The 17,459-nt window shown below is 65.6% G+C and carries 19 protein-coding genes; 10 read left to right on the top strand and 9 right to left on the bottom strand.

Translation table 11 applies throughout. The features are described from left to right. Positions 1-27: 27 nt before the first annotated feature. The 3 genes from H9639_RS02130 to H9639_RS02140 are packed head-to-tail and all read right to left on the bottom strand — an operon-like array spanning position 28 to position 2,031. On the bottom strand, positions 28-678 hold the full coding sequence (locus H9639_RS02130) for an energy-coupling factor transporter transmembrane component T family protein (protein WP_191806479.1): 651 nt from the start codon (positions 676-678) through the stop codon (positions 28-30). Positions 679-694: 16 nt separating this feature from the next. Continuing rightward, positions 695-1,411 carry an energy-coupling factor ABC transporter ATP-binding protein gene (locus tag H9639_RS02135; RefSeq protein WP_191806480.1) on the bottom strand — a complete coding sequence of 239 codons (717 nt, stop codon included), beginning with the start codon at positions 1,409-1,411 and terminating at the stop codon, positions 695-697. Further along, positions 1,411-2,031 carry a biotin transporter BioY gene (locus H9639_RS02140; RefSeq protein ID WP_191806481.1) on the bottom strand — a complete coding sequence of 207 codons (621 nt, stop codon included), beginning with the start codon at positions 2,029-2,031 and terminating at the stop codon, positions 1,411-1,413. The genes H9639_RS02135 and H9639_RS02140 overlap by 1 nt, the downstream gene beginning before the upstream one ends. A gap of 195 nt (positions 2,032-2,226) precedes the next feature. Here H9639_RS02140 and H9639_RS02145 point away from each other — a divergent pair, with 195 nt between their 5' ends. Continuing rightward, positions 2,227-3,825, top strand: a complete 1,599-nt coding sequence (locus H9639_RS02145) for an ABC-F family ATP-binding cassette domain-containing protein (RefSeq protein ID WP_191806482.1) — start codon at positions 2,227-2,229, stop codon at positions 3,823-3,825. A gap of 121 nt (positions 3,826-3,946) precedes the next feature. On the opposite strand, the gene H9639_RS02150 is transcribed toward H9639_RS02145, so the two are convergent. Genes H9639_RS02150 through H9639_RS02160 form a run of 3 tightly spaced genes read right to left on the bottom strand, consistent with a single transcriptional unit; the run spans position 3,947 to position 5,481 of the window. Further along, positions 3,947-4,840, bottom strand: coding sequence for an SURF1 family cytochrome oxidase biogenesis protein (locus H9639_RS02150; RefSeq protein WP_191806483.1), 894 nt, complete (start codon positions 4,838-4,840; stop codon positions 3,947-3,949). Then, positions 4,841-5,092: a hypothetical protein gene (locus H9639_RS02155; RefSeq protein WP_191806484.1), complete on the bottom strand. Its 252-nt coding sequence runs from the start codon at positions 5,090-5,092 to the stop codon at positions 4,841-4,843. It lies immediately after the preceding gene. Beyond that, positions 5,089-5,481, bottom strand: a complete 393-nt coding sequence (locus H9639_RS02160; protein WP_225219058.1) for a DUF3099 domain-containing protein — start codon at positions 5,479-5,481, stop codon at positions 5,089-5,091. The genes H9639_RS02155 and H9639_RS02160 overlap by 4 nt, the downstream gene beginning before the upstream one ends. Positions 5,482-5,594: 113 nt before the next feature. Here H9639_RS02160 and fabG point away from each other — a divergent pair, with 113 nt between their 5' ends. Together fabG and H9639_RS02170 are read left to right on the top strand one after the other, a co-directional pair. After that, on the top strand, positions 5,595-6,323 hold the full coding sequence (gene fabG / locus H9639_RS02165) for a beta-ketoacyl-ACP reductase (protein WP_191806486.1): 729 nt from the start codon (positions 5,595-5,597) through the stop codon (positions 6,321-6,323). 131 nt (positions 6,324-6,454) lie between these two features. Continuing rightward, positions 6,455-7,198 (top strand): SDR family oxidoreductase, encoded by a 744-nt coding sequence (locus tag H9639_RS02170; RefSeq protein WP_191806487.1) that lies wholly within the window; start codon positions 6,455-6,457, stop codon positions 7,196-7,198. A 78-nt stretch (positions 7,199-7,276) separates the two neighbouring features. On the opposite strand, the gene serB is transcribed toward H9639_RS02170, so the two are convergent. Then, positions 7,277-8,191: a phosphoserine phosphatase SerB gene (serB, locus tag H9639_RS02175; RefSeq protein ID WP_191806488.1), complete on the bottom strand. Its 915-nt coding sequence runs from the start codon at positions 8,189-8,191 to the stop codon at positions 7,277-7,279. A gap of 124 nt (positions 8,192-8,315) precedes the next feature. On the opposite strand from serB, the gene H9639_RS02180 reads away from it, so the two are divergent. From H9639_RS02180 to H9639_RS02210, 7 genes are all read left to right on the top strand, one after another. Then, positions 8,316-9,104 carry an ABC transporter ATP-binding protein gene (locus H9639_RS02180; protein WP_191806489.1) on the top strand — a complete coding sequence of 263 codons (789 nt, stop codon included), beginning with the start codon at positions 8,316-8,318 and terminating at the stop codon, positions 9,102-9,104. 14 nt (positions 9,105-9,118) lie between these two features. Continuing rightward, positions 9,119-9,919: a sulfite exporter TauE/SafE family protein gene (locus H9639_RS02185; RefSeq protein ID WP_225219059.1), complete on the top strand. Its 801-nt coding sequence runs from the start codon at positions 9,119-9,121 to the stop codon at positions 9,917-9,919. Next, positions 9,916-10,722 carry a TrmH family RNA methyltransferase gene (locus H9639_RS02190; protein ID WP_191806490.1) on the top strand — a complete coding sequence of 269 codons (807 nt, stop codon included), beginning with the start codon at positions 9,916-9,918 and terminating at the stop codon, positions 10,720-10,722. The genes H9639_RS02185 and H9639_RS02190 overlap by 4 nt, the downstream gene beginning before the upstream one ends. 85 nt (positions 10,723-10,807) lie before the next feature. Beyond that, positions 10,808-11,665: a hypothetical protein gene (locus H9639_RS02195; protein ID WP_191806491.1), complete on the top strand. Its 858-nt coding sequence runs from the start codon at positions 10,808-10,810 to the stop codon at positions 11,663-11,665. 125 nt (positions 11,666-11,790) lie between these two features. Next, positions 11,791-12,048, top strand: coding sequence for a type B 50S ribosomal protein L31 (locus tag H9639_RS02200; RefSeq protein ID WP_066297878.1), 258 nt, complete (start codon positions 11,791-11,793; stop codon positions 12,046-12,048). A gap of 138 nt (positions 12,049-12,186) precedes the next feature. Next, the gene (locus H9639_RS02205) at positions 12,187-13,257 is read left to right on the top strand and encodes a lipoyl protein ligase domain-containing protein (protein WP_191806492.1); all 1,071 of its coding nucleotides are present in this window, start codon (positions 12,187-12,189) and stop codon (positions 13,255-13,257) included. Between the two features lie 43 nt (positions 13,258-13,300). Further along, positions 13,301-13,633 carry a cupin domain-containing protein gene (locus H9639_RS02210; RefSeq protein WP_191806493.1) on the top strand — a complete coding sequence of 111 codons (333 nt, stop codon included), beginning with the start codon at positions 13,301-13,303 and terminating at the stop codon, positions 13,631-13,633. A gap of 2 nt (positions 13,634-13,635) precedes the next feature. On the opposite strand, the gene pepN is transcribed toward H9639_RS02210, so the two are convergent. Both pepN and H9639_RS02220 read right to left on the bottom strand, forming a co-directional pair. Then, complete coding sequence (gene pepN / locus H9639_RS02215; RefSeq protein ID WP_191806494.1) at positions 13,636-16,248, bottom strand: aminopeptidase N; 2,613 nt, start codon at positions 16,246-16,248, stop codon at positions 13,636-13,638. Positions 16,249-16,346: 98 nt separating this feature from the next. Then, positions 16,347-17,354 carry a YeiH family protein gene (locus H9639_RS02220; protein WP_191806495.1) on the bottom strand — a complete coding sequence of 336 codons (1,008 nt, stop codon included), beginning with the start codon at positions 17,352-17,354 and terminating at the stop codon, positions 16,347-16,349. Between the last annotated feature and the right edge of the window lie 105 nt (positions 17,355-17,459).

Raw genomic sequence — 17,459 nt, forward strand, 5'->3', positions numbered from 1 at the left:
GGGGGCCCCCCCCTTCTGCATGCCCGCTTAACGGCCGTCCGGGTCCCCGGTTTCCTCCGGTTCCCCGGCATCTCCGATACCGCGAGCGGCCAGCGCCTCCCCGGTCTGCTGCGCATAGGCCACCGCCCGGATCACCACCGGGACAGCCTGCGCCCGCAGGTTCCGCTCCAGCCCCCGCGCCTTGGCCGATGCCCGCACATCCGCGGCTGAACCAAGCAGGTAGGGCAAACTGCGGACCATCAGTGCCAGAGCCAGGCCGAATCGTTCCGGATCCGCTCCGAACACCTTCAGAGGCCGTACCAGCGACACCACCCCGTCCAGCAGCTCGGGTACCGGCACGGTGAGGATCAGCAGCCTGGCTGCCGCGACACAGATCAGGATGTTCCCGGCTGTGAGCACTGCAGCGGCCACGCCGGCACTCCAGACCTGGAATCCGGCGATCAGCACCAGGACCGGCCACATCACCGCCAGCGGAGTCAGCAGCTGGCGGAGCAGCCGTGCGCCCGCATAGGCCGCAACGATCAGGACCGCTGCAGCAGCGCTCACCGGCAGGCTCGCCGCGGCCAGCGTCAGCACAGACAGCACGACGACGGCGGCCGACTTCAGCGCCAGCGGCGCCCGGTGCACGGGCGAGTCTGCTGCCACATAGGCGCCGAGCAAGGCGTCCCGGTTTCTCATGCTCCTGCACCGCCCCTCATCGAACGCCCAGTGCCAGGGTCCGGTAACGGGCGATGGCTTCGTCGGGACCGGCATCGCAGACAATCCGGCCGTCGTCGATAACCAGCACGCGGTCGGCATCCGCCGCGAAATCCAGGTCATGGGTTGTGTAAACGACCTGCTGGGGGAGTGCGGCGAGCATCCGGCGCAGCCGGGCGGTGTTCCGCAGGTCCAGCAGGGTGCTGGGTTCATCCGCCACCAGCACCGCGGGTTCCACGGCCAGGACCGTTGCCAGGGCCATCAGCTGCCGTTCACCGCCGGAGAGATCGTAGATGCTGCGGTCCGCCAGCTCCAGCAGTCCCAGTGAGGCCAGGCGTTCCTCCGCCGCCGCCCGCCGGGCCTGCGGGTCACGGATGCTGCGGCGCAGGGAGAGTTCGACGTCGTCCCGGCCCGTGGGCATCACCAGCTGGGAAAGCGGATCCGTGAAGACAAACCCCACGCGGCGGCGTACCCGGGAGCCCTGTTTCGCGGTGTCCGCGCCGTCCACGCTGACGCTTCCGCTGGAGGGGAGCAACAGGCCGTTGATCAGGCGCAGGAACGTCGATTTACCCGAACCGTTGGCACCGATCACTGCCACCCGGCGCTCGGTGAGTTCCAGGGTGAAGGGGTGCAGGATGGTGCGGACCTCAGCCTGCGTTCCGGCTGCACGGTCCTCCGCCAGAACGCAGGCACCGGTAAAAGCGAGTGTTGGCATCAGTGTGCGGCCGGGACCGGACGGCTGGGCAGCAGCCGGGGGAACGCCGCAAACACGCTGACGGCCACGGCGGCCGCTGCCAGGTTCTTGATGATGTCGCCGGGCCAGAAAGCCATGTCAGCTGCCACCGCTGCGCCGAAGGGAAGTTTTGCATTGAGCATCATGCCGGCAATGCCGAGCGGATGGATGACCAGAAAGCTCGTCGCCAGACCGGCACCGAACAGGGCAGCGAACCTGGCCCTGCGGACCCGGCGCAGCGCGGCGCGGGACAGCAGCCCGGCTACCAGCGCGGCCAGGGGAAAGGAGAGCAGGTATCCGGCAGAGGGACCGGCCAGCACTCCGAGGCCCCCGCTGAAGCCGCTGAAGACCGGAAGCCCTGCCAGCCCGGCCACGAGATAGAGCCCCACAGCCGCTGCTCCGCGCAGCGGTCCCAGGATCAGCCCGGCGAGCATAACCGCCAGCGTCTGGAGGGTAATGGGGACGCCTGCGGCCAGCGGAATCCCCGGCAGCAGGGAAAAAGCGGCCGTGAGCGCAGCAAAGACGGCAATGTAGGAAAGGTCAGTGGCCGTCCACGCGGTACGGCGGGGACGCTTGACCGCGGGATCTGATACTGCGGACATATTGGCTCGTTTCGTTGGGGTCCTACAAGATGTGATGTCAGCCGATACGCAAGAGCGTTGACATTTCCGAGCGTAGCGGCGCGCGGCCGCCATTTCGTTTGTCGGGTTCCTACAAACCGTCTGAGACCGGTAGACTTGAAAGGCTGCCCGGGCAGCTTTCTTCACAACCCCACCCCCTTCGAAAGGTCCTCCTTAGTGATTGCCGTATCTGATCTCGAGCTTCGTGCCGGTGCACGCCTGCTCATGGAAGCGGTCTCATTCCGTGTGGACAAGGGAGACAAAATCGGGCTCGTCGGGCGCAACGGCGCCGGCAAGACCACCCTGACCAAGGTCCTCGCCGGCGAAGCGCTTCCCGCCAACGGACACATCAAGCGCACCGGAGACATCGGCTACCTTCCGCAGGACCCGCGGACGCCGGACATGGAACAGCTCGGCCGGGACCGTATCCTCTCGGCCCGCGGCCTGGACAAGGTCGTGGCACAGCTCAAGAAGTGCCAGGACGAAATGGCCAGCGATGATCCGAAGATTTCGCAGAAGGCCATGAACCGCTACGACCGGCTCGAGGCTGAGTTCCTCGCGGCCGGCGGGTACTCCGCAGAGTCAGAAGCCGCGACCATCTGCGCGAATCTGGCTCTTCCGGACCGGCTGCTGAACCAGCCGCTCAAGACTCTTTCCGGCGGCCAGCGCCGCCGAGTGGAGCTCGCCCGGATCCTGTACTCCGACGCCGAGACCATGCTTCTTGACGAACCGACCAACCACCTCGACGCGGACTCCATCGCCTGGCTGCGCGAGTTCCTGAAGAACCACACCGGCGGCCTGATCGTCATCAGCCACGACACCGAACTGCTGGAAGCAACGGTGAACAAGGTCTTCAGCCTGGACGCCAACCGGGCCACCATCGATATCTACAACATGGACTGGAAGCGGTACAAGGTCCAGCGCGAGACCGACGAGCGGGCCCGCAAGCGTGAACGTGCCAATACCGAGAAGAAGGCCGGCGTCCTGCTGGCCCAGGCAAACAAGATGAAGGCCCGCGCATCGGGTGCCTCTGCCGCGCAGAGCATGCTCAAGCGCGTGGACCGGCTGATGAGCGGGCTGGACGCCGTCCGCGCCTCGGACCGTGTTGCCGCACTCCGGTTCCCGGATCCCGCGCCCTGCGGAAAAACGCCCATGATGGCCGAGGGACTCAGCAAGAGCTACGGGTCGCTGGAGATCTTCACCGATGTGGACCTCGCCATCGACCGCGGTTCCAAGGTGGTTATCCTGGGCTTGAACGGTGCCGGCAAGACCACTTTGCTGCGGATGCTCGCGGGGGTGGACAAGCCGGATACGGGCCGGATCATTCCGGGCCACGGACTCAAGGTCGGTTACTACGCCCAGGAGCACGAAACCCTGGATACCGAACGCACAGTCCTGGAAAACATGCGCTCATCGGCACCGGATATGGATGACGCCGAGGTCCGCAGCGTGCTGGGTTCCTTCATGTTCAGCGGTGACGATGTGAACAAGCCTGCCGGCGTCCTCTCCGGTGGCGAAAAGACCCGTCTGGCGCTGGCTACCATTGTGGCGTCCTCCGCCAATGTCCTGCTCCTGGATGAGCCGACGAACAACCTGGACCCGGCCTCCCGCGCGGAGATCCTGGGCGCACTGAGCAACTATTCCGGCGCCGTGGTCATGGTCAGCCACGATGAAGGTGCCGTGTCGGCACTGAACCCGGAGCGCGTGGTGCTGTTGCCGGACGGCGACGAGGATCACTGGAACGAGGACTACCTGGACCTGGTCACCCTGGCCTAACTTCGGACCGATAGACGGAAGGCCGCCGGGTTCCCTTGGGAATCCGGCGGCCTTCCGCGTTGTCCGGGCAAGCCTGGAGGTGGAGCGTGGCCGGATCCTGGACCCGGCCTGGGAGACCCGCCTAGAACCCCTGGGCGTCGAGGATCGCGTCTTCCTCTTCCTCGCCGGTGGGGTTCCTGCGCTTCCGGACCGGCCGGGTACGCCTGGGGACGCGCGCGGCGGAGTGGACGGGCTCGCCGTCGTCGTCCCAGTCCTCTTCGTCATCCCAGTCTTCGTCCTCACCGGATTCGATCCGGTTCCAGGCTTCCTGGCGGGCCGCATAGCCCAGCCCCACGAAAAAGAGCAGCCCGAACGCATACCACTGCATGGCATAGGAGAGATGCGGGCCTTCGTCCACGGAGGGTTTCGGTGCTGCCTGCGGACGTGTCTGCGGCTCTGGGTCCTCCGTGTCCATCAGACCGTACGCTGCCGTCTGGAGCGGATAGCCGGTCTGGCGTTCATATTCAGTGAGATCGATGGAAGCCAGCTGCCCTTCGGGCGCCCCGCGGAGCAGGGCGGGCTCGGCGGGCTTCAGCCGGGCGGTCACCGTGACTTCCCCGGCCGGGGCCTCGGGAACTTCATCCGGCCAGCCGGCTTCATTGTCGCCGATCGGCAGCCACCCGCGGTTGATGACGACGGCGGTTCCGTCCTGGAGCTTCAGCGGCACCAGGACCTCGTATCCGGGCCGGCCGTTCAGGGGCCGGTTGCGGACAATCCGCTGGTTCGCGGTGTCGTAGGACCCGGTCAGCTCCACGGGCAGCCACTCGGCTGAGGGATCAAACTCCTGGAAGTAGCCGGCGGCTTCCTCGAACGGCACCGGTTCGGCCGAATAGTTGGCTTCGACCCATCCAATGTCCTCGCGGATGGCGTCGCGGCGCTCCAGCTGCCAGGTGCCAAGGTAGGCGCAGACCGCAGCCAGCGCACAGACGAGGGCGAACCAGCCGAGCCAGCGGCTGGACAGGAGGAACTTATACATTTATCGCGTGTCGCTTTCGGTAGCCGTGCCCATGGGAAGCGTCTCTTTCCAGAGGGACCGGACCTGCAGGTACTCTTCGAGCCAGGCGCGGTGTTCCCCACAGGCAAGCCAGATCTTCCTGCGCTCGGGAGTGTGGATCCGGGGATTGTTCCACAGCAGCTGCCAGGCGGCGTCCGCGCGGCAGCCTTTACGGGAACAGCGGGCACGGTCCTCGGAGGCGGCACCGCCGGATAACTGGTCAAGCAGGTTCATGCGTCCGGTTCTGCCTTGCCCCGGCCGATCTGGCCGTCGTCGTCGATAATTTCCCCGTGGAGGACCGTAGTTTCGGCGGAGTCCTGCGCCGGCCGCGCCTCAAGCTGAGGCCGGGGCGCTTCCTGGTAGGCGGAATCGGAGCCCTCCAGGTTCCGGGTATCACTGCCGCCGTTGGCAATGACGACGGCGAACCATGGCAGGACGACGGCCCCGGCAATCAACACCCACATCATCCAGCCGTGGACGAAAAAGAGCAGGAAAAGACACACGAGGCGGATGCTCATGGACACGGTGTACTTGACCATGCGCGCATGCATCTCGTCAGTGTGGGCCGTGGGGGCATCCGTAATCCGCGGGATGTGGCCGCCGCGGCGGGTAGCCTTTTTCATGATTCTCCAAACAGGTTCTCTCATTATCTCACTGCCCGCGGTGTTCTTGAAGTTGACCCGGGCGCCGATAGGATCGGAACTTACCCACCTCACTCCAGCGTAAGGAATTTTGCGTGCAGAACGATCCCCAGACACCAGCCGGCCGAAGCGTCCTTGTGACGGGCGGCAACCGCGGCATTGGCCTGGCCATTGCCAAGGCCTTCCTGGAAGCGGGGGACCGGGTAGCCATCACCTACCGCAGCGGAGACGTTCCCGAGGGCATGCTCGGGGTCAAGGCAGACGTTACGGACATGGCTTCCGTCGATGCCGCCTTTACCGAGGTCGAAGCCACCCACGGTCCAGTGGAAGTCCTGGTCGCCAACGCCGGCATCACCCGCGACACCCTTCTGCTGCGCATGAGTGAAGACGATTTCACCGATGTGGTGGATACGAACCTGACCGGCGCCTTCCGGGTGGTCAAGCGGGCCTCCAAGGGGATGCTGAAGCTCCGGCGTGGGCGGGTCGTGCTGATTTCCTCCGTTGTGGGCCTTTACGGTTCCCCGGGCCAGGTCAACTACGCCGCGTCCAAGGCAGGCCTGATCGGCATCGCCCGGTCCCTGACGCGTGAGCTTGGGTCACGGAACATCACGGCGAACGTGGTGGCGCCGGGCTTCATCGACACGGATATGACGCAGGCCCTGCCGGAAGACACCCGCAAGAGCTACCTGTCCTCGATCCCCGCCGGGCGGTTCGCCGATCCGGAGGAAGTCGCCGGGGTTGTCCGGTGGATCGCCGGCCCGGAGGCCGGTTACATTTCCGGTGCCGTCATCCCGGTCGACGGCGGCCTCGGGATGGGCCACTAGCTCTGCACCCTGGCGCGGAGGGATTCCTTGGAGGAATCCACTAACGCTGCCTGCCAGTCCGGCTGGCAGGATGGTTTGCAGAGTCACATTTCTCAGCTACTTTTAGCTACTTTCCACAAAGAGGAGTTTTCATGGGCCAGCTTGATGGCAAAGCCGCGATTGTTACCGGTTCTTCCCGCGGTATCGGAGCCGAGGTAGCGAAGCTGCTTGCCGGCGCCGGAGCCGCCGTCGTCGTGAACTACCGGCAGAAGGCTCCCCGGGCCAACAAGGTGGTGGCGGGCATCGAGGCCGCCGGCGGCCGGGCCGTCGCGGTTGGCGCCGATCTCACCTCCCCGGAGGGTCCGGCAGCCCTGGTGGACGCGGCCCGTGAGGCCTTCGGCGGAGTGGACATCCTGGTCCTGAATGCCTCAGGCGGCATGGAAACCGGACTGGGTGAGGACTACGCACTGAAACTGAACCGTGACGCGCAGGTGAATATGCTCACAGCCGCCGCGGAAGCCATGAAGCCCGGATCCCGCGTGGTGTTCGTCACCAGCCACCAGGCACACTTCATCAACACCGTGCCGACCATGCCCGAATACGAGCCGGTGGCCCGCAGCAAGCGCGCCGGGGAAGACGCCCTGCGGGCCATGGTTCCCGCGCTGGAAGAGAAGGGCATTTCCCTGGTGGTGGTTTCCGGCGACATGATCGAAGGAACCGTCACCGCAACCCTGCTGGACCGTGCCAATCCGGGAGCCATCGAAGCACGCCGGGAAGAAGCCGGGCGGCTTTACTCCGTTGAAGAGTTCGCCGCCGAAGTGGCCCGCATGGTCATGGCAGACGTCCCCACCGGCCACACCGAGTACATCGGCGGCCAGGATTACCTCAGCGCCTGATATACAGCCCCGGCCAGTCTCCCGGTGGCTTGAACGCCGCCGGGGGGCTGGCCGGGTGCCGGCGGGACAGGAACTTCCCTAAAGCTTCACGAAGTGCCGGACCACATCCAGGTTGGGCAGGTTCAGCACAGAATCTGCGGCGGCCTGTACGGCCGGTTTGGCGTTGAACGCCACACCGAGTGCCGCTGCGGCCAGCATATCCAGGTCATTGGCGCCGTCACCCACGGCAATGGTGTGCGCTTCCTTGATGCCGGTGCCGGCGGCCCATTCCCGCAGTGAGCGGGCCTTGACCGCGCGGTCCACAACTTCGCCGGTCACCTCGCCGGTCAGAAGACCGTTCTCAATTCCCAGCTCGTTGGCGCGGGCGAAGGTCAGCTGGAGCTTCTCGGCCAGCGGTGCAAGGACCTGGTTGAACCCGCCGGAGACAACCGCGACGGCGTGCCCGGCAGCGAGGAATTCGCGGACCAGGATTTCTGCGCCGTCGGACAGCTCGATCCGCGCCCCGACCTCATCGATCACGGATGCGGGGAGCCCGGCCAGGGTCTTCACCCGTTCGTGCAGGCTCTGGGCAAAGTCCAGTTCGCCGCGCATCGCAGCCTCAGTCACCGCCGCCACCTCGGCTTCCCGGCCGGCATGCGCGGCGAGGAGTTCAATCACTTCCTGCTTGATCAGGGTCGAATCGACGTCCATGACCAGCAGCTTCCGGGCCGGCTCCAAGAGCGAGGACGGCACCACTGTGCTCTGCGCCGGCGCTGCGCCGCCCTCCAGGGCGGCGGCGGCCGCGGCGGACACCGCAGACCGCAGGGCTTCCAGGCCGCCGCCATAGGAGACAAAGAGCTTGGAAACGGTATATCCGTCGCCGTCCGCGTTTTCCAGCTCCAGGATCCTCGCGCCGAGATTTGTCACGGACTGCTGCACGTGGCCGAGGTAGTCATCGGCAAGCTCCCGCCCATAGCTGACAACACTGAATTCCGGGAAGCTTTCGGGGGGCATGCGGGTTCCGTTCTGCGGGTAGTCCTGAAGGTGCACTGTTTGCCGGCCTGCCGGTGAACGGCACGACGGCGCGGCGGCGTAGCGTTTCGCCAACCCGCCTTTCTTTAGCCTAGTGTCTACTGCTATGAGTGATGTTCTTGAATTTGCCGGAGTAAGTGTCGTCCGGGGCGGAAAAACCCTTTTGGACGGCGTCGACTGGCAGGTCAGGGAAGGTGAGCGGTGGGTCATCATGGGACCCAACGGCGCCGGCAAAACCACGCTGCTGCAGATCGCCGGTGGGCGTATGCACCCCACGCGGGGCATGGCCGGCATCCTGGAAGAGATCCTCGGTGCCGTTGACGTCTTTGAGCTGCGCCCCCGGATCGGACTGGCTTCGGCGTCCCTCGCCAACCAGATTCCTGAGCATGAAACCGTGCTGAACGTTGTCCTCACTGCCGCTTACGGCATGACCGGGCGCTGGCGCGAGAAGTACGACAAGCTCGATGAGCGCCGTGCCTTCCGCCTGCTGCACGACTGGGGTATGTCCACGTTCATCAACCGCCCCTTCGCCTCACTCAGCGAGGGGGAGCGCAAGCGCGTGCAGATCGCCCGGGCCTTGATGACTGACCCGGAGCTGCTGCTCCTGGATGAGCCCGCCGCCGGACTGGACCTGGCCGGCCGGGAGGACCTGGTGCAGCGCCTGGCCAACCTGGCTGCTGACGAAGACGCTCCGGCCATGGTCCTGGTGACCCACCATCTTGAGGAAGTCCCGCCTGGTTTCACGCATGCCCTGCTGCTGCGCGAAGGCACCGTCGTGGCTGCCGGCCCGATCGAAGCCGTCTTCACGCAGGAGAACCTCAGCACGGCGTTTGATCTTCCCCTCGCAGTCCAGCGCGACGCGTCAGGACGCTACACCGCGACTGCCCGGCGCTAGGACCACCGGGCCCCATGATCATGTCCTCCGCTGGGCTGCTCCACGATGCCCTGATCTTCTTCGCCGGGCTCTGGGCCGGGACCATCAACGCCATTGTCGGATCCGGCACGCTGGTTACCTTTCCCGTGCTCGTCGCGCTGGGCTACGCGCCGGTCACCGCAACCATCAGCAACGCCATGGGTCTTGTGGCCGGAAACATGGCCGGCTCGTGGGGCTACCGGCGCGAGCTGGCAGGCCTCAAAGGCACGCTGCTCCGTCTGCTGCCGGCGTCGATCCTCGGCGGAATCACGGGGGCCTGGCTGCTGCTTCACCTGCCCGAAGCAGTGTTCGGCACGGTGGCACCGTATCTGATTGTCCTGGCCCTGTGCTTCGTCATTTTCCAGCCGAAGCTGCAGTCCTGGGTCCGGGCCCGCGCCGCCCGGGCGCAGGAAGCGGAGGATGAGCCCGCACGTTCAGGCCATTCCTGGGTCCTGATTGCCCTGGTCTACCTGGCCGGAGTTTACGGCGGCTATTTCGTGGCAGCGCAGGGGATTCTGCTGGTCGGCATCCTGGGCATCTTCCTGCACGGCACTATGCAGAACGCCAACGCCATGAAGAACATCCTGGTGCTGGGCGTGAATATCGTGGCAGCGACGTCCTACGTCATCTTTGCCTTCGACCGCATCGTCTGGCCCGTGGTTGCCCTCATCGCCGTCAGCTCCCTGATCGGCGGATTCGTGGGTGCGGCAGTCGGACGCCGTCTCTCCCCGGTGGTGCTGCGGACAGTCATCGTTCTCCTGGGCCTCGTGGCTCTTTGGGTCATGGTGTTCGGATGAGTCTCCACCGCCTGGAGTCCGCCGACGATCCCCGCGTCTCCGATTACACCCGGCTGACCGATACGTCTCTGCGCCGGCTCCGGGAGCCCGCCGAGGGTATGTATATCGCGGAGTCTTCCAAGGTGCTGCGGCGCGCGATTGAAGCCGGCCATGTGCCACGTTCCTTCTTCCTGGCGGATAAGTGGCTTCCGGACCTGCAGGACGTCCTGGATGCGTTCCCCGACGTACCGGCCTACGTAGGATCGCCGGCTGTCCTCGAAGCAATCACCGGATTCCATCTGCACCGCGGAGCACTTGCCGCCATGCACCGGCCCGCACCGCTGGAGCTGGGGCCCGTCCTGGCAGCTGCCCGCCGGGTTGCCGTGTTGGAGGACATCGTGGACCACACCAACATCGGTGCGATCTTCCGGTCAGCCGCAGCGTTGGGTGTTGACGCGGTCCTGGTGAGCCCGCAGTGCGCCGATCCGCTGTACCGCCGCGCCATCCGGGTGAGCATGGGAACCGTGTTCCAGGTGCCCTGGCTGCGGCTGCGGGACTGGCCCGGTGCACTTACCGATCTGCGCCAGGCAGGGTTCACCACCGCTGCGCTGGCGCTGGAAGAGGATTCACTGACGCTCCAGGAGCTGGGGGCGCAGCGCCATGACCGGCTGGCGCTGGTACTGGGAACCGAGGGGGACGGCCTTTCCCGCAGCACGCTGGCCGAGGTTGACCTCACGGTCCGCATCCCGATGCAGGGGGGAGTGGACTCCCTGAACGTCGCGGCGGCAAGTGCTGTCGCCTTCTGGGAGTGCCGCGTTTTCTAGCTCGGGAATACCCTTCTGTTCCTGGCGGCCCGGTGCGACACTGTCGGTGCACGAAGCACCTTCCACTGACTCCCGGGGTCGTTTCATGGCCAGACGCGTCCACCCGTTCCAGCGCCAGCGGATAGCTGCGCTGTGCCTGGCGGCGGTGCTGCTGCCGGCGGCGGCGGCCTGCGGACCGACAGCAGAGCAGTTCGAAGCCCGCCAGGCCACGCAGGACGCGTCGGCCTCAGCGTCTGCTCCCGCTGTTCCTGGCAGGGTGCACGTGCGGACCGCGGAACCGGAACCGAAATCCGCGCCGTCGTCCCCGCCGCTGCAGGTGGGTGTCAGCGGAGCGCAGGCAGGCATGGCAGCCGACGTTCAAGCGGCCTGTCAGTGGCTGCTTCGCGGGGACACCGCTCCGTTTCCGGACGCAGGGTCATGCGTCTCAGCCGCCATGGTGGCCGGGGGCGGCGCCCGGCAGAAACTGACGACGACGGCGAGCTGGCTCCCGCCGGGTACCTACAGTATGGAATTTCAGACCGCTCCCGCCTTCAGCATGGAGCTGGGCAGTCAGGACGGGAATCTGGAAATCTCCGTAGACGGGACGTCCCGTACCCTGCGTACCAAAGACGCAGCCGTGGAAGCCGACGCTGACGGCGGGGCCGAGGAAGCCTACGCGGCTGTCCTGGTAGACGCAGCGGAACTCACAGCAAATCCGGACCGCCTGCGGAACCTGCTGGATACAGCCCGGCCGGCCCTGCCCGAATACGGTGCGGAGCACAACGGGGTGCCGGTCACCAAACTGACGGCCGTTATCGAAGCATCCGAACCAGGTGGATTCGCCGGGTCCCTGGTGCTGCTGCTGGACGACCTCTACCGCCCGCTGTTCATCGAATACACGGGTACAACGCGCGGCATCCACTCTTCGGTCCGCGCTTCCGTGACCGGCTGGGAGGATGGTTAACGGCTGGAAGCCCGTTTACGCTAAGATTGAGTGTTGGCCAGCAGGCCATCAGAGCTTGTGAAGTCTTTTATTTTTTGACACCCATTGTGCCTGGCAAAATCCAGTCACCTAAAGAAGGTATTACTGTGAAGTCTGATATCCACCCCAAGTACGCCCCGGTAGTCTTCCGCGACCTCGCTTCGGACACCGCGTTCCTGACCAACTCCACGGCCTCCTCCTCCAAGACCATTGAGTGGGAAGACGGCAACACCTACCCGCTGATCGAGGTGGAAATCTCCTCCGCATCGCACCCGTTCTACACGGGCAAGCAGCGCATCATGGACTCCGCAGGCCGCGTCGAGCGCTTCAACGCACGCTTCAAGGGCTTCGGCGGCAAGAAGTAGCATTTCACTTCCAAGGCATCAGCCTAAAATTGAGAGGTCCGTCCGGCATGTTCCGGGCGGGCCTTTCGTTTTCGTCAGCAGCTTCCGGGAAACCAGCCCGGACTGCCGGCTAAGAGAGCATTTCTAAGAGGGGTCAGAATGAACGAAGAACGCGACAGCCGCCACGGGGAATACAAGGTACCGGGCGGCAAGCTCGTTGTGGTGGACCTTGAGGTACGCGATGGGATCCTGGACTCCGTTTCCCTCAGCGGAGACTTCTTCCTGGAACCCGATGACGCCCTCGAAGACATCAACGCGGCGTTGAACGGACTGCCGGCGGACAGCACCGCCGAGCAGATCAGCACTGCAGTCCGGGCACGGCTGAGCCCGGACGCCGTCCTGTTCGGGTTCTCCCCGGAGGCAGTGGCCATTACCGTCCGCCGGGCGCTGGCGAAGGCCACCAGCTGGACCGACCACGAGTGGGAAATCATCCCGCCCACCCCGCTTCCCACGCACATGCACGTCGCAATGGATGAGGTTCTGGCCGAAGAGGTTGGCGCCGGACGGCGTCATCCGACCCTTCGTTTCTGGGAGTGGGAGTCCCCGTCCGTGGTGATTGGCAGTTTCCAGTCCCTGCGCAACGAAGTGGACCCGGAGGGCGCGGAGCGGCACGGCGTGACCGTGGTGCGGCGGATCAGCGGCGGCGGGGCCATGTTCATGGAACACGGCAACGCGATCACCTACTCCCTCTATATCCCGCAGTCCCTTGTGGACGGACTCAGCTTCGCTGATTCCTACCCGTTCCTGGATGCCTGGGTGATGGAATCGCTCGAACGCCTCGGTATCAAGGCCTGGTACCAGCCGCTTAACGACATCGCCACCGACCAGGGGAAGATCGGAGGGGCGGCGCAGAAACGGCTCAGCTCCGGAGGCATGCTGCATCACGTCACCATGTCCTATGACATCGATGCGGACAAGATGGTGGATGTCCTGCGCATCGGCAAGGAGAAACTCTCGGACAAGGGAACCAGGAGTGCCAAGAAGCGCGTCGATCCGCTGCGGCGGCAGACCGGCCTGAGCCGCGAAGAGATCATCAGCACGATGATGGAGACGTTCGCGGCCCGCTACGGTGCCAAGCAGACCGGCATCACGGAGACCGAGATGGAACTCGCGCGGCGGAAGGTTGCCGAGAAGTTTGACACTTCGGAGTGGATCAACCGCGTGCCGTAGGCACGTCTACCGCCTGCCGGGACCGGCCCATAGACTTCGCTGCATGGAAAAGAAGTCGCTGACGGCGCTGGTCAGGAATCACTTGGAAACGGCCCGGCAGGCTTCCTCCGGCCGCAGCTCAGCCACGGTGTACGGCGGACACGAACACGTCCTGCGCCAAACGGTTATTGCTTTGGCGGCGGGTTTTGTCCTGGACGAACACGATAATCCAGGCGAAGCCACGGTGATGGTCCTCAAGGGCCGCGTGAGCCTGTCCTCGGAGGGAACCTCCTGGGAAGGCTCTGCCGGTGACCTGCTGATTGTGCCGCAGGCCCGGCATTCCGTCACCGCCCTTGAGGACTCCGCCTTCCTGCTGAGTGTCGCAAAACGGCCGTAGCCCTAGCGCGCGGCTGCCTGCGCGCGAAGCGACCTCAGCAGCTGGTCCTGTTGTTCAAGAATGATCCTGCGCAGCGCCGCCGGTGCCTGCGGGTTCGTCTCCAGCCATTGCTGGCTCAGTTCCACGACAGGGTGGTCGGCGGGGACCATATGCGGCGGAAGGTCCTGCCCGTCCGGATAGAGACCTGCTACAACCCGGGATGCCAGCTCGATGCTGCGGCTGCCCCACACTCCGGTCAAAGACGCAAAATAGTCCTCAATGAAAGGATCCAGCAGGTCGTGTCCGCCAATGCTGAAGCCCTCAATGGTGGCTGACAGGAGTTCGTTGGAAAGCTCATTCGAGTGAACTGCCGCTTCCCAGGCGTCTGCCTTAACGGCCGGGTCGGGCCGCGACGCAGCTGCCACCGTGTAACCCACCCGCCCAGCAGCGGTGTTGTCCCTGCTCAGTTCGGCGGTAAGCTCCTCAGCTGCCGCTGACCCGGACGCAGCCAGGGCCTGCCACAGCTTCCACCGCAGATCGGCATCAACAGTGAGGCCCGGGTAGGACACCTGGCCGGAGAGCAGGCCGCGGAGCAGCGCCTCATGACTTGTGGTGCGCCGTCCCAGGGCCGCGGCGGCCCGCGCCCAGATGAGCTGGAGATCGCTGCCCTCGGCGGCCTCTGCCAGCTGGGCGGCGACGGCGGTAAACAGCTGCTCGCGCAGCTCCGCACGGATCTCCTGCGGTGCATAGCGCTCCACTGCAAAGCGGGCGTTTTCGAGGAGCGCCTGGAGCACCCCTGCTCCGGTTTCGGTGGGCGCGGTGCGGACAACAAGACGGACGTAGTCATGCGCAGAGAGCACCCCGTCCCGAACGTTGTTCCACAGTGCTGAGAGACAGATGGCCCGCGCGAGGGGATCCCGAAGCCGGGGCAGGCCGTCAAGCAGCACAGCCAGCGACGCCGGATCGAACCTGATCTTGGCGTAGGTGAGGTCGCCGTCGTTCGGCAGCAGAAGAGCGGGGCGCTTGGTGCCCTCCAGCTCCGGGACCGCCGTGCGCCGCCCCTGGACGTCAACCTCAACGAAGCCGGTGCGTTCCAGCCATCCCTCGGCGGTGAAATCATACAGGCCAAGCCTGACGCGGTGGGGGCGCGGAACCTGTTCCCCGCTCACCGGATCCGGGGCGTCCTGGCGGACCGTAACGGCCCGGAATGTGCCGTCCTCCGCGGTCTCGGCGTCCACTTCCAGCACCGGCACACCGGCGGTCTGCAGCCACAGCTGCGCCCACTTTCCCATGTCCCGCCCAGAGGCTTCACCCAGCACATCCAGCAGGTCGGTGAGCGTTGTGTTGCCGTAGGCATGCCGCGCAAAGTAGGCCCGGGAAGCTTTGATAAACGGTTCAAATCCCACGTAAGCGACCAGCTGTTTCAGGACGGAAGCGCCCTTGGCATAGGTGATGCCGTCAAAGTTCTGCTTGGCAGCTTCGAGGTCCGGAATATCGGCCACGATCGGGTGCGTGGTGGGCAGCTGATCCTGAACATACGCCCAGGCCTTGCGCCGGTTGGCGAAGCTGACCCAGGAGTTGGTCCAGTCTGTCGCCTCGTCCACCGCCAGGGCGCCCATGTAATCGGCAAAGGACTCCTTCAGCCACAGGTCATCCCACCACTGCATCGTCACCAGGTCACCGAACCACATGTGGGCCATCTCGTGCAGGATGGTGTTGGCGCGGGCCTCGTACTGAGCCTCGGTTGCCCTGGTCCGGAACACGTAGGCCTCGGTGAAGGTCACCAGTCCCGGATTTTCCATGGCCCCGAGGTTGTATTCGGGCACGAAAGCCTGGTCGTATTTGCCGAAGGGATACGGGTAGTTGAAGAGCTGGTGGAAGTAGTCCAGGCCCCGCTTGGTGGTGTCGAAGATGCTCTCCGGATCAAAGAACTCCGCCAGCGACGCCCTGCAGTACGCTCCCAGCGGGACAACCAGCTGCGCACCGTTGTCCAGCTCCATGGACCAGGTATCAGCAGCCTTGAAGTACGGGCCCGCCAGCACGGTGGTGATGTAGGTGGAGATCCGTTGAGTGGGGGAGAAGTCCCAGCGGCTCCACGCTCCGTCCTCCAGCGGTGTGCGCGCGGTTTCCACCCCGTTAGAGGCAACCTCCCAGCCCGAGGGAGCGCTCACATGGAAGGTAAAGGAGGCCTTCAGGTCCGGCTGTTCGAAGTTTGCGAAAACGCGGCGGGCGTCCGCAGGTTCGTACTGCGTGTAGAGGTAGGTCTGTCCGTCTGCCGGATCGGTAAACCGGTGCAGGCCTTCACCGCTGCGGCTGTAAAGCGCGGTGCCCTGCACTGTCACCGTATTCTCTCCGGCCTGCAGGTTATGCAGTTCAATCCGGGACCCCGTGACTGTTTCCGCCGGGTCATAGGCCCTGCCGTTGACGACGACGGCGTCCACACCGCCGTGGATGAAGTCAAGGAACGTTGAGGCACCGGCTTCAGTGCAGGAGAACCGGATGGTGCTCCGGGACCGGAAGCCGGCGGCTTCCGGGTCCGCGGCGTTGCCGAGGTCCAGATCAACGTCGTAGGAATCGACGGTCAGCAGGCGGGAACGTTCAGCGGCTTCTTCGCGGCTCAGGTTTTGGTTCGACACCCGTTCATTCAATCACCTTGGCCCCAGGTTCCACAGGCTGGCTCCTGCGCCGTGTGTCCCCGCCCTGCCGCGCGCACCGGGAGGAACGGCCCCGGGCCTCAGGACACGGGGACCAGCAGCAGAGCAAGCGCGAGGGAGGCCCCCACGATGATCGTCCAGGACACCAGCGAGGCAGCTGCCGCCGGGCCGCCGGAGCGGACCAGACGGCGGACATTTACAGAGGTTCCGAGTCCAAAGAGGGCAGCCGCAAACAGGAGGTCCTGCACCGTGGCTGCCGCACTCAGGGCGTCAGCCGGCAGGAACCCCAGGGTTCGCAGCACCACGGCCCCCAGGAATCCGGCCACGAACAGCGGAACGAGCGGGGGCAGCTTGCCCTCGCTGCCGGACCGGCGGCGGTGGTGGAGGCCGGCCAGCGCGCTGACCGGAGCCAGCATCAGCACGCGGACCAGTTTGACGACGACGGCGAGGGCGAGGGCCGCCGTTCCGGCGGTCTGCGCCGTGGCCACCACCTGCCCCACATCGTGGACGGCGGCGCCGGACAGGAAGCCGAAGACTTCAGCCGGCAGGCCCAGCAGGGCGGAGAGCAGCGGCAGTACCCCGATGGCAAAGGTTCCGAACATCGTGACCATCGCCACCGGAACCGCGGTCTGCTCAGGCCGGAGGCGCCGGGCCGCGGCCACGGCGCCGATCGCTGAGACGCCGCAGATGGAGAATCCGGAAGCTATCAGCACCGGTTCCTCACCCGGCAGCCGGAAGGCACGGCAGACCAGATACGTCACCCCGAAGGAAAATCCCACGAGCAGAACGATGAGCACTATGCTCAGCCAGCCCAGTCCGGCGATGTCCAGCAGGGAAACCTTCAGGCCCAGCAGCACAATCCCCAGGCGCAGGAACTTCTTGGCCGCCAGCGTCAGGCCGGGCTTCCAGGAACCAGCCACCGCAGCCGCCGTCCCGGGCAGGTTCCCCGCCAGCAGGCCCAGCACAACAGCAGCCGTGAGGACGGGAATGCCGGGCAGCAGCCGGTGCAGCGCCAGGCAGACAACCACGGCCCCCGCCGCAGCAGCAAGCCCGGGGAGCAGTTTGGGAACGGAAAAATTCGAAGGCATTGCTCCACGATCCCTGACCTGGGCGGGGCCAACCAACTCTGCGTCCGGCCGTTACCGGCCCGCCGGGCCGTTGCTAGACTGGCCGGACCATCCGACGAGCCGGCA

It is taken from the genome of Arthrobacter gallicola (genome assembly GCF_014836775.1).
In the GTDB taxonomy this organism is placed as follows: domain Bacteria; phylum Actinomycetota; class Actinomycetes; order Actinomycetales; family Micrococcaceae; genus Arthrobacter_B; species Arthrobacter_B gallicola.